The following is a 14,742-nucleotide window of genomic DNA, read 5'->3' as shown; positions in this document are numbered from 1 at the left end:
GCTTATTACTCTATTTTTATAGCCTTTACCTCAAAATAAACTGCCTGTGATTTATTTTTCCAATCGTTTGAATCAGTTGTTAAATCTAGTGCAGGTTCGTAAATTATATGTGGAGGGTTTTTGATAACAGGAACAATACAAGTGTCTGATTTACAGTTTAATAATAGCGTTTTTCTATCATCTAATTGCATAGTATAATTATAGGCTCTTCCCTTCAAAATATCTGCATAAGCTGCCCGAATAGGATTATTTTCTTTGTATAAAAATAGAAATATAACCAAAGGAGCAATCAATTTTGTAAAAACAGAAGCATTTTTGAATATAGAAAAATCAGAACTGTAGTTTGGGTTAGAGTTTTCATTAATATAAAAATAAACAAACACACTCACTACATAAACCCAACCTGTTAAAAACAAAAAATACACAATATTATTGATACGCATCGGAAGCTCGCCACCAATAGAAACATAACCAATAGAAAAACTTCCAAAAATAACTCCTATCCAAACTAGCAAAACCCAAAAGCGATTTACTTTAAATATAAAATCAAAAAGAGAGTGAGTAACAATTTTTTGAGCAAAAGGAAGGTAAAATAAAGTAAAAACTAACACAGGAGTTTCGAAAAACCAATAAAAAATATAGTTTAATGAATTAGGAATCAGTTTGGGCAAAATAAGTAGAGGATTGGAAAGACTCTCAAAGTGAGTACCCCTAATAGAATTTCCCCCTGCGAATACAGAAAAGCAAAAACAAAAAAAAGCAAAAAGAAATAAAAAACTATAAAAATTATCTACTTTTTTAGTATTAATCAATTTGGTAAGCCAAATTACAGCTATCAATCCCACTACAAAAGAAGATATAATTTCCATACATCCACAAAGCGCAAAAGTAAAAAAGAGAATAAATAGATTTTCTTTATAAGCAGATGTAGAACTATCAATTTTGTATTCTCTTTCAAGCAAAAAACCTATCCAAAAAATAACAAAACAGTTTATTAGCATATAGCCTGAAGCACAAATAAACCAATAAAAGCCTTCTGCAAGGCTCGGCATTCCATAAATATATACAATGAAAATGCTGCTTGTTAAAAGTAGTTTTTCTTTTTTTGAATTGGTAAAATTAAGTTTATCAATCATCCAGTAAAAACTGAAAAAATTGGCTACCAAAATTAAGAAAATAAAAATTGGATAAAAGCCTTTCCAATAAACAATCAATTTTAGAAAAATGGAAACAAAAAATACAGAAAAATAACGCCCAGACCAATTTTTATACATAGAAGAGGCAAACTCTAGGCTACTCATAGAAGAGAGTTGTGTAAAAAAAGGAAATTCATCTGCCGACGGACGTGCAAAAAAAGTCAATAAAAAGAAGGGTAGAATACACAAAAAAAGAAAAATGATTTTCAAGTTTAATACAGATGATTTTTTGAATGGAATCATTTTTCTTTGTTCGTTTTAAGGCAATTGTTTAAAAAAATTATTCTTCAATGCGTTTGATTTTTGCTCCTAAGGCATTCAAACGCTTATCGATAAACTGATAACCTCTGTCTATTTGTTCTGCGCTATGAATAACACTTTTTCCTTGTGCCGAAAGAGCAGCCAAAAGAAGCGAAACACCTGCACGAATATCTGGTGATGTCATCGGAATTCCTCTCAAATCTTGTTGCCTTCCAAGTCCTAAAACAGTAGCACGATGTGGGTCGCACAAGATTATTTTTGCTCCCATATCAATCAGTTTATCTACAAAAAACAAACGGCTTTCAAACATTTTTTGGTGAATCATAAGCGTTCCATGTGCTTGTGTGGCTACTACCAAAACAATCGAAATCAAATCAGGCGTAAATCCAGGCCAAGGTGCATCTGCAATTGTCAGAATAGAGCCATCAATATAAGAATCTATATGATAATGTTCTTGTGCAGGAATAATAATATCATCATTTTCAAAAATGAGATGAATTCCTAGTTTTTTAAATGTATTTGGAATGCAACCCAGTTTGTCTATGCGAGCATTTTTGATGCGAATTTCAGATGCTGTCAGGGCAGCAAGTCCAATAAAACTTCCTATTTCTATCATATCAGGAAGCATTGTATGCTCTGTTCCTCTTAATTTCTCAACTCCTTCAATAGTCAAAAGATTTGAGCCAATTCCTTCTATTTTTGCACCCATTCTGCAAAGCATATCACAAAGCTGCTGAATATAAGGTTCACAAGCTGCATTATAAAGTGTAGTTTTTCCTTTTGCAAGCACAGCAGCCATCAAAATATTTGCTGTTCCTGTTACAGAAGCCTCTTCTAATAAAATATATTTTCCTTTTAGGTCAGTAGCATCAACATTATAATATTTGTTTTCAGCATCATAACTAAATCTTGCTCCTAATTCCTCAAAACCTCTAAAGTGGGTATCTAATCTTCGCCTTCCAATTTTGTCTCCCCCTGGTTGCCCTAAACGACATTTTCCAAAACGAGCCAAAAGTGGTCCCATAATCATGACAGAGCCACGCAAAGCTCCTCCTTGTTTTATAAAATCAGGGCTGTATAAAAAATCTAAATCTATGTTTTTTGCTTCAAATTTATAGGAATGGTCACTTAGTTTTTCAGTTTCTACTCCTAAATGCCCTAACAAGTCAATAAGTTTTAATACATCACGAATTAGGGGAATATTATTGACTATGACAGGTTCGGCAGTCAATAAGACAGCACACAGAATTTGTAAGGCTTCGTTTTTTGCGCCTTGTGGGGTAATTTCTCCTTTTAGTGGTGTTCCTCCTTCTACTTCAAAGGTTACAGATTCTTTTAATTTTGTCATATTTACTAATTATTGTTTTAGTTTTTTAGTATTATTTTTTAAAGTAGCAGAAATTTAAGGGTTTTGTTTACCAATTACAAAGTCACAAAGGATAAAATATAGAATTACCTCTAAATCATACTGAATATATAAAAAATAGCTTTCAAAAAAGGAGATTGTTAACTAATTTTAGTCGCTTAAAATACTTATTTCATAGAATATTATTTGCTTTTTAACCTAAAAATTAGTTAATTATAATTGTAAATTTCTTATGTCCCTTTGTTGCATATTAAAATTTATTTTTCAGTAAAAAATATTTTCTACCCTTTTTCAAACGACTTATGCAAGAAGTAGCAACTGTTAAATCGTGGATAAATATCAATGCTAGTCCTTTTGCTTGGCAGCGTATTTTATTCAAGCTCTTACCCGAATTTAAAAAGGAAGGTTTCTTTTTTCATACTATAAAAGATGATAGTAAACTTTCGCCTACACTTTTAGAAAAAATATCTGAAGCTCTTTTGGATACCTACAAATTAGAACTTTCAAGAGATTTTTTTAGGAATTCTAATCAAAAAATAAATTTAGCTTCTGATACTGATTTACAAAATAAATCAAATCAAAGTCAAGAAGAAGACCTCTTTAAAGATAATTCAACTAATTTAGATGATTTAATATAGATAATTATTATTCCCCTTTTATTCATTTATAAAATTTATGCAACAGACGACCCAACTTTTGCGAGGAAACTATCAATATGATAGAAATGCCTACATCGCTGCTGGTGAACCAATGATTTTTCATTGTCATCATTACAATGTTTATTTACAAGCTGTCATTGAAGATACTAGCTCTTATTTAAATGTTTATCCAATGCTTTCAGACAGCGCACAAGAAATTGTTTATACACAGTTTTCTAATTTTTTTAAGGAAAACCAAGATTTATCAGTAGAAGATAAAAAATATATTTGTCAAGATTATTTTAGTTTTTGTGGCTTTGGAATAATTGATTTAACAAATCTCACAAAAGAAGGGGGGAAAGTAATTGCTCCTTTCGAACATTATGGAATTGGCTGGAAAACTAAATTTGGTCTTCGTGAAAAGAATAAAAAAGGAGTTGCTTTTTTTGCTGCTGGTTATATAGCAGGTGCGACAGAAGCTATTTTTGATTTGCCTTTAGGAACTCTTTGTACAGAACAAAAAGAATGTATTTCTCAAGGAGATACAAAAAGTAGTTTTGAAGTGTTTTTTAGAAAAAATAATACAGAAGATGAAAATCATACTGATTTAGTTGCTTCTCCACAAGAAGGCAAATATCAAACATATCAACTCAAACAACCCTCAAATACAACCATTGATTATGAAGGAATAAGACAAGCTCTTACAAATATGGACTTGCAGGGAGATTCTCAAACAGGCTTAATTGATGCTTTCGGAGTTTTGCTTACTCGTATGTATGCCAATTACTACTGTTTAATTTCTTATAAATTATTACGCCTTTTTGAAGATGAAATGGGAAAAGATGGTCTTCCTTTGGCAGCAGAACTTCTCACAGAAGCTGGTCATGTTTGTGCTTATAATACCTTTGGTGGCGTAATGCAATCAACAGAATGGAATGCTATGATAAAACCAATGATTGAGAAAAAACACGATTGGGTACACGGAATAACAGCTGTTGTTAATGCTTTTGGTTGGGGATTTTGGGAAATAGAAGAATTAAAACCTAATCAAAAACTCAAAATGAAAATTGTGAGTGGATATGAGCCAAATAATTATCTAGCTCATTTTGATAGTCATACTGATTTACCAATTTCTTTTTTAGCCTCTGGAGGAATAGCAGGAATTATGAATTTGGTATATAACACCTCTCTAACAGAAGATTTTATCACGTTAGATGAAAATGAGTATAAAAAAATGATTCAAAAAACTTCTTTGTTCCAAGCCCAAAAATATATTTGCAGAGTAAAAGAACACAGTCAGTTTGACCAAATTACAGTATCCTCAATTGCAAGTTAAGACTTACAAACTCAAATTAGTTTTATTATTTTGATGAACAATTATTTCGAAATAAAACAAATCAAAAACTGTCGCAGATTTATACGAAATTGCTATACACTTTCTAAATTGATTGATAAAAAATTATTGCATCAATTAGAAGATTATGGTTATTTAGAAATTCAAAACTTTTCTTCATTTTCTCCTTTAGCAAAAGATTCTTTCAAATTAAAACTAGAAGATATTTTAGAGATTACAGGAGTAATAGAAGGGAATCAGTTTTTTATTACAATTGCAAAAACAGATTTGAGTTTAGTTGAAAAAATAGAACAAGAACTTGTAAACTGGATAGAAAATTAGTTTTAAAATAGCAAGAAACAATAAAAAACGAGTTGGATAATAGATTATCTAACTCGTTTTTCAGTTTATATCTTAAATTTTAGTTGATGTCTTAAACTCTAATTCCGATAATTGTAATATCATCACGCTGATTAGTTGTTTGTTGAAAATTATCCAAATAATCTACTAAAAATAAATGTTGCTCAGCAAGTGATTTATTTGAAATTTGATTCATTATATTCAAAAACTTGAGTGTTCCAATTTTGTCTCCACTTGGATTATTTTGATCAACATAACCGTCGGTAGTAAGATAAAAAGTAGAGCCTTTTGGAACTTGAAACTCGTTGTTTTCAAATGGCTTTTCAAGATACTGCTTTCCTCCAATAGAACGTCTGGTAGCTGATACAATTTTCAACTCAGTTTTTTCTGTACTAGAGTGTGATGGTGGTAAAGCATAATATAAAGCTCTTTTTGCTCCTGCATATTCTATTTTTACGGTTGAATTATTTTCTGATTCTGCAATATGAAAAGCACATAAACACATATCCATTCCATCAGAATTTGATTCTTGATTTTGATGAAGAGCTGCTACCAAACGCTTATTCATGTCTTCCAAAATTTGAGATGGATTAGCATTTGGAGTTTCATTAATTATTTCTGTTAAAATAGAGTGTCCTATCATAGACATAAATGCCCCTGGAACTCCGTGTCCAGTACAATCAATAGCTGCCAAGTAGGTAATTCCTTTTTTGTGAGCTAGCCAATAAAAATCACCTGAAACAATGTCTTTTGGATTGTAGAGTATAAAATGTTCTTTAAATAATTTTGCAAATTCATTTTGATGAGGCAAAACTGCTCCCTGAATAGTATTTGCATAACGAATAGAATCAGTAATATTACGATTCTTTTCTTCAATCATTTGATAAGCAGAAACATTGTCTAAAGCAATTGATGTATAGGCTGCAAGTGTTCTGAGAATGGTAAGCTGTTGTTCGCCATAGGCATTTTTTTCTAAGCTCTGAACCGTAATTACTCCAACTGGTTTTTGCTCTACAAACAAAGGAAGATAAACAAAAGATTGAGGAATCTGTCCTACTTTAGCAATAAACTCTTCTCCTTTTTCTTCCTGAATTTTTTGTAAATGTGCTAGAAAATCATTTTCGATAAGTTCTTTTTGCTGTGTGAAGCAAATGACAGCTTTACTTTCAGCTTCCTCTAATCTATCATAATGAAAAGGCATTTCTTCATCATTCTCTATAAAACCAGAGAACTCAATACGTTGTAATTGTGGATTGTAAAGTCCAATACCAAAAAACTCGGCTGGCATCAGTGCATTTACATTACTATAAACAGTTTTTACCAAATCTTTTTGATTCAAGATTTGAGTAATTTTCTGACCAATTTCAGAAAGTATTTGAATGTTTTTGTATGATTTTTCTACTTCCTCTTTTTGAAGATAGATTTCTTCATTTTGTTCTGTAATAGATAAATTTGCTTCTCTCAAACTTTCTGCTTGTGCTTCAATCTCTTCTTTTTGTTGGTTTATTTCAGCATTGGCAAGCATTACATTATTGGCTTGTTGTTCTATTTCTTCTTTCTGTTGCTGAATTTCGGCAGTTCGCTGTTGCACAATTGATTCTAAATTAGCTTTTTCTTTCTCTAAACGACGAGTATTCCATTTTACTACAAGCCAAACTAAAGCAATCGCAAAAATACTATATACAATATATGCCCACCACATGCGATACCAAGGAGGAGTTATCTCAAAAGAATAACCAGCAATATTACTTACCTGTTCATATCCATTTTTTCCTTCTACTTCAAAGGTATATTTTCCTTCGAAAAGATTAGTATAAATGGCTTTACTATCCGTTGTCCATTCGCTCCATTGCTCATTAAATCCCTTCAAACGATAACGATAATTGTTTTTCCCTTCTCCAAAATCAGGTAACGCAAATTCAAAAGTAAGGGAATTAAATTCATACGATAAATCTTCATCTAATGAAATAACTTGATAGGAAGGATTTTTATTAGTAAGATACTTTTGTGCAAATCCACCATAAATAACAGAATCTTTACCTATTTGAACCTTACGAATCAAAATATTTCTTGCTTTATAATAGTCAGTATCTGCTTTTGGGTCATATCTAAAAACTCCCTCTGAACCTCCAAACCACATGGTTCCGTCAGGAGCTAAATAATGACCCAAAACCATCATTTCAGGTATTTTCTTAAAAGGAGTTTCATATAACTGATAACTTCCATCAGCTTGTTTTTTTGCTATTCCGATTGCACCTGTTGCACTTTGAAGACCAGCATACCACAAATCACCATTAGAAGCCTCTGTAAATGAAAAAATATCTCTGCTTTTATCTGTAAGAGTTGTACCTTCTAGCTCTGGTGCAGAAATCATTTTATCAGTTGTTTCATCGTATTTATATAATCCTGTTTCTGTTGCAAAAATAATTTCATCTTTGAAAGGATAAACTAATACGTTTTTGAGTGATAAAAATCCTTGTTCTTCTTTGTAATATTTTATTTTATCAGCCGTAATTTCTTCAGGCTTTTCATAATAAGGGATTTTGATAGCACCATTTCTAAATGTTCCTAACCAAAGATTACCATTTTTATCTTCTGCCATCATTCGAACATCATCATTCAAATCTTTTATTCGTCCTTCATTTGTCCATTTGCCATTTTCATATCGTATAGCATTTACACCATTTCCAGTAAGTAAGAAAATACGATTGGGGTTTTTCTCAGATTGATAAAAATCAAAAATATTATCTCTATTTATGAATACTCGCTTTGCAGTTGAGTCTGTAATTTGATGTAATCCATAATTATCACTTACTAAAAGCTGTTCTTTTTGAGGTGTACCATCTTTAGAAACAGGTGTAAAACGAGTAAAAGCCCAAGTCTGAGTATCAAATGGTGTATCTCCTTTTATTCTTTTTGCTTTATCTCCATCTAAATAGTACAAACCTTGATGAGTTGCAACATAAGTTTTACCCTCAAAATAATGTATTGCTTCTACAACTCCATCTAAGCCTGAATTTTTATCCCAAAACGAGATTGGAGAAGCTGTTTCTACATGAGCTACTCCTTTATTCATCGCTACAAACAAATTTCCTTTGTCTGTAACAATCATATCATAAATAGCATTTGTCAGAAGTCCAGTTTCTTCTACAATTTTTTGCTGTAGAATGCCTTTTTCATCTAAAATATAAATTCCACTTCGTGTGTCTAAAACAGCTATTTTGTTGGAAGGCAAGCGAACAACCTTATTATACACTCCATACGTATATTTCGTTTCTTGTAAAAAACTTAAAAATTCAGGGTATTCTTCTGAAATATCTTGTGGTTCGCTGGTATCAAACTTAGAGCTAGAAACACGATATAATTTTCTGTTGATAACTGTAATTCTTCTATCTTCTGCACGAGTATATTCTCTAGCATATATAAGATAGGAATTTTCATTTTCTTTTAATACAAAATCAACAATATGATTTTGATAAAATGAATTAGCTGAAATAGGCGAAAACTTTTTATTTTCAAGCTTTTGAACTCCTTTATTAAAATCCCAAAAATAAGCTCGTTGATTTACATCAAAAATAACTTGATAGGCATTATAAGAAATAGTATCTATTTTTATGTTTTTTCCATTATCTTCTAAAACAAAAAACTTTCGTAATGACATAGCGTAGAAAATAAGCTCATTGCTTGTTTCTGTTTTTTGCTGAACAATCTTCAAAATTCTATCAAACTGAGGAATACTATCTAATAAATCACTCAAAGATTGATATTCTAAATACCCTTCTTGATTAGAAGAGAGGTAGCCAAATTCGTTTGTTGAGCCAACATATACTTTATTTTTCTGTTCTTCTGCAAAGTTGGGATAAAACATTGAAAAAGAAGTTCCTTTACTCTTAGTAATAGGAATTATTCGCCAATTATTTCCATCAAACTCTAAAACACCATCACCATTTCCTATATATATTACACCACGACCATCTTGTGTCAAGCTCCAGTTCTGAACATGTGCTTTGTATTCTTTTGATGTATAGTTATGGATAAATGGTTTTCCTACTTGTGCCTTTAAAGGAATATAAATCAAAAAGCATAGAAAAAACAAATAAGAAAAAACAATATGTTTTGACTTAAAATTATTTTTAATGTGATTTATAGTAAAAGAAGAAAATAATTTTTTCAAGGGAAAAAAATAAAATATCTGAACAAAAATTAATAGAAAGAGAATAAGGGAATTCTCTAAGACTAAAAATAGTTAATCTATCTGAGAAATACAATCTAATTGTTGATTAATGCAGTTAAGTATATTAATTATATCTCTATAAATTCATAAATTAATTAAAAAAATAATTATATTAGATTTGGAATTAAGTCTTATTCATTAATCCATTTATCTTATGAGGCATACTAGAATTATTTTTTTTTCAATTTTGTTACTCACTTTATTTTTAGTCAATACCTTTTGCTTTGCTCAAAAAAATGAACAAAACATACAAAAACGAATAGATAGTTTAAAACATATATTGCCTACCCAAACAGATACTGCAAAGGCACATACCCTCTATAATTTGGCGTATGCTTACAGGTATTCTGAGCCTCAAAAAGCAAAAAAATATGTAAAAGAAGCTATCTTAGAAGCTACTCCTAAACAATCGTATATTCTTGCCCCGTCCTTGAATTTGTTAGGAATGTTTTTGAAGCACGAAGGAGATTATCAAGAGGCTTTACATGTGTTTTTATTGGCTTTGCCTCTACAAAAAGAAACTGACAATAAAGTAAGTTTAGCAAGTCTAAATAATGATATAGGACTTTTATACAAGAATACAGGAAATTTTGAGCGTGCATTGCCTTACTATAAGGATGCTTTAGAAATTTGTGAGGAAATAAAAATGCACAAAGGTTCGGGAATGATTCTAAATAATATAGGTGTAGTTCATCAAGAATTAGAAGAATATGAAGAGGCAAAACCGTATTATTTTGCTGCCCTTGAAAAAGGGAAAATTATACAAGATTCAAGTGTTTTTGCTACTGCTTTTGGTAATTTAGGAGAATGGCACGCATTGCGTCAAAATTATGACAGCTCACTGTATTATTCCAAAATGACTTTAGAAATTGATAAAAAACAAAAAAACAAAGGTGGAATTGTTCTTTCTAGTCTGAATATTGGTGGAGTTTATATGGAGAAAAAAGAGTTTAAGAAAGCAAAACCATATTTAGAAACAGCTTTAGAAATAGCTTTTGAGATTAATGCAAAACCACTTATTAGCAATACCTATAATTCGTTAGCAAATTATTATGAAAAACAAAGTCAATTTAAAGAAGCATATCAGTATCGAACAAAAAGACAGAATTTACAAGATAGTATCTTAAATGAATCTAATCAAAAAGAAATAGCACGACTACGAGAAAAATATGAAACAGAGAAAAAAGAGCAGGAAATAATTACACTCAACCAAGAAAATCAGATTAAAAGTCTAGAACTCTCACAAGCAAAAAATAGAGAACGAATACAGATTGGAAGTTTTATTTTCATACTAATTCTATCAACAGTAGGAATTATTTTAAATCAGAAGAGAAATCAATACAAACAAAAAATACAACTTGCTGAAAAAGATAATTTTTATTTTGCAGCACTTGTAGAAGCTCAAGAGCAAGAACGTAAACGCATTGCAGCTGATTTGCATGACGGTTTAGGACAACTTTTGGCAGTGGCTAGAATGCAGGTTTCTTCTTTAGAGCCTTTGATTGAACTGGGTACAAATGAAGAAGAAAGACAAGAAGATAAAGAGACATTTGAAAAATCAGTGCAAACATTGGATTTAGCTTGTAAAGAAATTCGTAATGTCTCTCATCAAATGATGCCTTATGCACTCATTGAACAGGGATTAGTTTCAGCTATTAAAGACTTAATACAAAATATAAATGAGGTAGAAAACAATAAAATGAAAATCAGTTTTTTAACAAATCTCATAAATCAAGAATCATTGCAGGAGCGTTTAAATTCTTCTTTAGAGGTTTCTATTTTCAGAATTGTACAAGAAGTAATCGGAAATTCACTCAAACATGCAGAAGCTAATCAGTTTGAAATTACATTAAATCAAAAAATAGAAGATGCAAATCCTGAAATTTTATTACTTTTGAAAGACAATGGAAAAGGATTTGAAACCACTCAGATTACAGAAAGTAAGGGATTGGGATGGAAGAATATTCATTCAAGAGTAGCTATGGCAAAAGGAAAAATTGATATTTTGAGTAAAAATGGAATGACTATACACATAACTTTCCCCTATAAATAAAAATGTACTTTACAATTTAGCGTGAGAAAATGTAGTGAATACTTGAGTATTCGTTTTAATTTAATTGGCACAGAAAAAATGCAGGAAGAAAAACAAACCATAAAATTACTCCTTACTGATGACCACCAAATGCTTTTGGATGGAATTCGTTCGCTATTAAAAAGAGAACCTGATATTGAAATTATTGCTGAGGCAACAAATGGAAAAACAGCTTTAGAAATTTTACAAAAACAAGCAGACAATAATATTCCTATTGATGTTTTATTGACTGATATTAGTATGCCTCAAATGGATGGTGTAGAACTGACACGATTAGCCAAACTTCGTTTTCCAGATTTGAAGGTTTTGGTTTTGACAATGCATGATGAAAGAGCTTTAATAGAACAGATTTTGGCAGTAGAAGCAGAAGGTTATATTTTGAAGAATATTGGCAGAAAAGAACTTATAAAAGCAATAAAAAAAGTAGCAGAAGGAAGTTCGCATTATAGCCCAGAAGTTTTAGAGGTTATTATGCAAAAGAAAAAAGAACAAAATCACGAAACTCCTGCCAATTCTCTTACCAAACGAGAAACTGAAATTGTACAACTTATCTGTAAAGAATATTCAAGTGCAGAAATAGCAGAAACTCTTTTTATTAGTACAAGAACTGTAGAAACACACCGAAAAAATATTTTACAGAAAATCAATGTGAAAAATGTGGTTGGGTTGATAAAATTTGCTTTTAAACATCAGTTGGTTTAATTTCTGAAAATTTTAATCTAATTACTTACTCAAAAATTCCTACCTTTGTAGATTAATAGATAGTTGATTAATTTATCAATTATTCAATTTGCTCAAAAAATTATTACAATTATCTAATTGAATAGCAATTAACTGGTTATTAAATAACTGGTTACTGATGACTGTTTACTGATAACTGAAAAACTGATAACTGAAAAAAAGATTTGGATTCTCCTAACTTCATAGATTACGTTAAATTATTTCTTCGCTCTGGTAAGGGTGGAGCAGGTTCTAGACATTTTCGCAAAGAAAAACATGTTCCTTTGGGTGGTCCTGATGGTGGCGATGGTGGGCGAGGTGGTCATATTATCATTCGTGCCAATTCCCAACTTTGGACACTTATACATTTGCGTTACCAAAAACACATCTTTGCAGAAGATGGAGGAAATGGAAGTGGACAAAAAAGTTCGGGCAAACAAGGCGAAGATACCATTTTGGAAGTTCCGTTAGGAACAGTTGTAAAAAATTCTGAAACAGGTGAAAAAGTAGCTGAAGTTTTGGAAGACGGACAAGAAGTGATTTTAGTAAACGGAGGACGAGGAGGATTAGGTAATTTTCACTTTCGTACTTCTGTCAATCAAGCTCCTGAATATGCTCAACCAGGTGAGCCTTGTGTTGAAGATTGGTTTACACTAGAATTAAAAGTTTTGGCAGATGTCGGCTTGGTAGGTTTTCCAAATGCAGGAAAATCGACGCTGCTTTCCGTTGTTTCGGCGGCCAAACCAAAGATTGCAAACTATGCTTTTACTACACTTGTTCCTAATTTGGGAGTAGTTCCTTATCGTGATCATCGTTCGTTTGTGATGGCTGACATCCCTGGAATTATTGAAGGAGCAGCAGAAGGAAAAGGCTTAGGTGTACGTTTTTTAAGACATATTGAAAGAAATTCCATGCTTTTGTTTGTCATTTCGGCAGACACAAAAAATATTCAAGCAGAATATGATATTTTGGTTGGAGAACTTGAAAAATACAATCCAGAATTATTAGACAAAAAACGTCTTTTAGCTATTTCAAAAATGGATTTGATAGATGACGAACTTAGAACACTATTAGAACCTGATTTGCCAAAAGATATTCCTCATATTTTTATCTCAGCAGTCGCTCAAACAAATTTAGATGTCCTGAAAGATAAAATTTGGGAGAATTTGCATAAGTAATTTATTAAATTAAATCCTCGTTGATGGATTCATTTGAGTCTCAACGAGGATTTAATACTAATTTACTCATCTCTAAGAGCCTCAATCGGATTTACTCTCGCTGCCAAAATTGCAGGGATAAGACCAGCAATTGTTCCTGAAATAATTAATAAAATTAAAGCTCCAACAGCTACTTTCCATTCAATTAAAGGATTAGCAAAAAACTGATTTTCAGCTTTCATTGTCTTTAAAAGGGTATTTACTCCAAAAACAACAGATGTTCCTGTTACCAAACCCACATAACCTGGGAGAGCTGTCAGAAAAATAGCTTCTTGTAAGATAAGTGAAACAATAGAACTTGGTGTAGCCCCTAGAGCTTTTCGGACACCAATTTCACGAGTACGTTCTTTTACCGTAATTATCATAATATTACCTACTCCAATAATTCCAGCCAAAAGCGTAAACACTCCTACAAACCAAATAAAACCACGAATAGCGATAAAAATAGTATCAAATTTTTGAAACTCTTTGCTTGTGTTCCACGAACCAATCGCAGAAAAATCTTCAGGAGAAACAGAATGATATTTTCCTAAAGTTAGTTTTACTTCTTTTTCTATTTCCGTAGCATCAGCTTTTGGATCTATTGTACAGACAAACCAATCTATCTTGTCTGACATATTAAAAATTTGTTGTGCTGTTGTGACAGGAATAAAAACAGCTTCTTCTTCTTCTTGTGCATTATTTCCACTTCTCACTTCTCTACAAACTCCTACAATCTGAAAAAATACATTTCTAGCCTTAAAATATTTTCCTACAATTTTTTCTGGATTTTTTTCTACTGTTTCTGTTCCAAAAAGTTCTTTTGCAACAGATTGCCCTAAAATGGCTACTTTTCTTTTTTGGTCAATATCAATTTGATTTAAGAAACGCCCTGCCAAAATAATTTTTGCATTGATTTGAGTAAGCTCTGGTGTTTCTCCACGCATAGAATAGGACGCATATTTTGTTCCATAGCTCATCGGAACAGTTCCTACTTCTATTCTAGGTGCAACCACTTCAATTTCTTTGACTTTCTTTTGAAGGGCTTCTACATTAGCAAGCGTATATTGAAAACGTCTCCCTGCCTGTAAACCATTATAAGGAATTGTTGTTTTTCTTGACCACACAAAAAGCGCATTGGAAGCAAAACCAGCAAACTCTTGTTTTACTCCATTTTCAAGTCCACTTCCTGCACCAAGCATAAAAACAAGCATAAAAATACCCCAAAAAACACCAAATGCTGTCAGAAAAGTACGCAGTTTGTTCTGTTTTATAGTGAAAAATATTTCTTGCCATTTATCTAAGTCAAACAAAGCAGTGATTAGTTATTAGTGATTAATTATTAA

General features: G+C 31.4%; 10 protein-coding genes. 6 read left to right on the top strand and 4 right to left on the bottom strand.

The window, feature by feature from the left end:
- Positions 1-5: 5 nt before the first annotated feature.
- Together V9L04_RS00420 and murA are read right to left on the bottom strand one after the other, a co-directional pair.
- Entirely contained in the window at positions 6-1,439 is a 1,434-nt protein-coding gene (locus V9L04_RS00420) for a DUF6056 family protein (protein ID WP_338792082.1), read from the bottom strand.
- Between the two features lie 37 nt (positions 1,440-1,476).
- The gene (murA, locus tag V9L04_RS00415) at positions 1,477-2,805 is read right to left on the bottom strand and encodes a UDP-N-acetylglucosamine 1-carboxyvinyltransferase (RefSeq protein ID WP_338792081.1); all 1,329 of its coding nucleotides are present in this window, start codon (positions 2,803-2,805) and stop codon (positions 1,477-1,479) included.
- Positions 2,806-3,125: 320 nt separating this feature from the next.
- Between murA and V9L04_RS00410 the strand changes: the two genes are divergently transcribed.
- From V9L04_RS00410 to V9L04_RS00400, 3 genes are read left to right on the top strand one after another with little or no spacing between them, the layout of a single operon-like run.
- Entirely contained in the window at positions 3,126-3,461 is a 336-nt protein-coding gene (locus V9L04_RS00410) for a hypothetical protein (protein WP_338792080.1), read from the top strand.
- Positions 3,462-3,498: 37 nt separating this feature from the next.
- Positions 3,499-4,797, top strand: a complete 1,299-nt coding sequence (locus tag V9L04_RS00405) for a hypothetical protein (RefSeq protein ID WP_338792079.1) — start codon at positions 3,499-3,501, stop codon at positions 4,795-4,797.
- A 33-nt stretch (positions 4,798-4,830) separates the two neighbouring features.
- Positions 4,831-5,136 carry a hypothetical protein gene (locus V9L04_RS00400; protein WP_338792078.1) on the top strand — a complete coding sequence of 102 codons (306 nt, stop codon included), beginning with the start codon at positions 4,831-4,833 and terminating at the stop codon, positions 5,134-5,136.
- 91 nt (positions 5,137-5,227) lie between these two features.
- Here the strand turns inward: V9L04_RS00400 and V9L04_RS00395 are convergent, their stop codons facing one another.
- Positions 5,228-9,232 carry a SpoIIE family protein phosphatase gene (locus V9L04_RS00395; RefSeq protein ID WP_338792077.1) on the bottom strand — a complete coding sequence of 1,335 codons (4,005 nt, stop codon included), beginning with the start codon at positions 9,230-9,232 and terminating at the stop codon, positions 5,228-5,230.
- Between the two features lie 343 nt (positions 9,233-9,575).
- Between V9L04_RS00395 and V9L04_RS00390 the strand changes: the two genes are divergently transcribed.
- The 3 genes from V9L04_RS00390 (at position 9,576) to obgE (ending at position 13,378) form a co-directional block, all read left to right on the top strand.
- Positions 9,576-11,441: a tetratricopeptide repeat protein gene (locus V9L04_RS00390; protein ID WP_338792076.1), complete on the top strand. Its 1,866-nt coding sequence runs from the start codon at positions 9,576-9,578 to the stop codon at positions 11,439-11,441.
- Positions 11,442-11,519: 78 nt separating this feature from the next.
- Entirely contained in the window at positions 11,520-12,182 is a 663-nt protein-coding gene (locus V9L04_RS00385) for a response regulator transcription factor (protein ID WP_338792075.1), read from the top strand.
- A gap of 203 nt (positions 12,183-12,385) precedes the next feature.
- A complete protein-coding gene (obgE, locus tag V9L04_RS00380) occupies positions 12,386-13,378 on the top strand; it encodes a GTPase ObgE (protein ID WP_338792074.1) in 993 nt (330 codons plus the stop codon).
- A 62-nt stretch (positions 13,379-13,440) separates the two neighbouring features.
- Here the strand turns inward: obgE and V9L04_RS00375 are convergent, their stop codons facing one another.
- Positions 13,441-14,709, bottom strand: coding sequence for an ABC transporter permease (locus V9L04_RS00375; protein WP_338792073.1), 1,269 nt, complete (start codon positions 14,707-14,709; stop codon positions 13,441-13,443).
- Between the last annotated feature and the right edge of the window lie 33 nt (positions 14,710-14,742).

It is taken from the genome of Bernardetia sp. MNP-M8, from assembly GCF_037126285.1.
Classification (GTDB): Bacteria; Bacteroidota; Bacteroidia; order Cytophagales; family Bernardetiaceae; genus Bernardetia.
The sequence above is the reverse complement of the archived record's forward strand: the minus strand, read 5'-3'. Positions and strand labels throughout refer to the sequence as shown.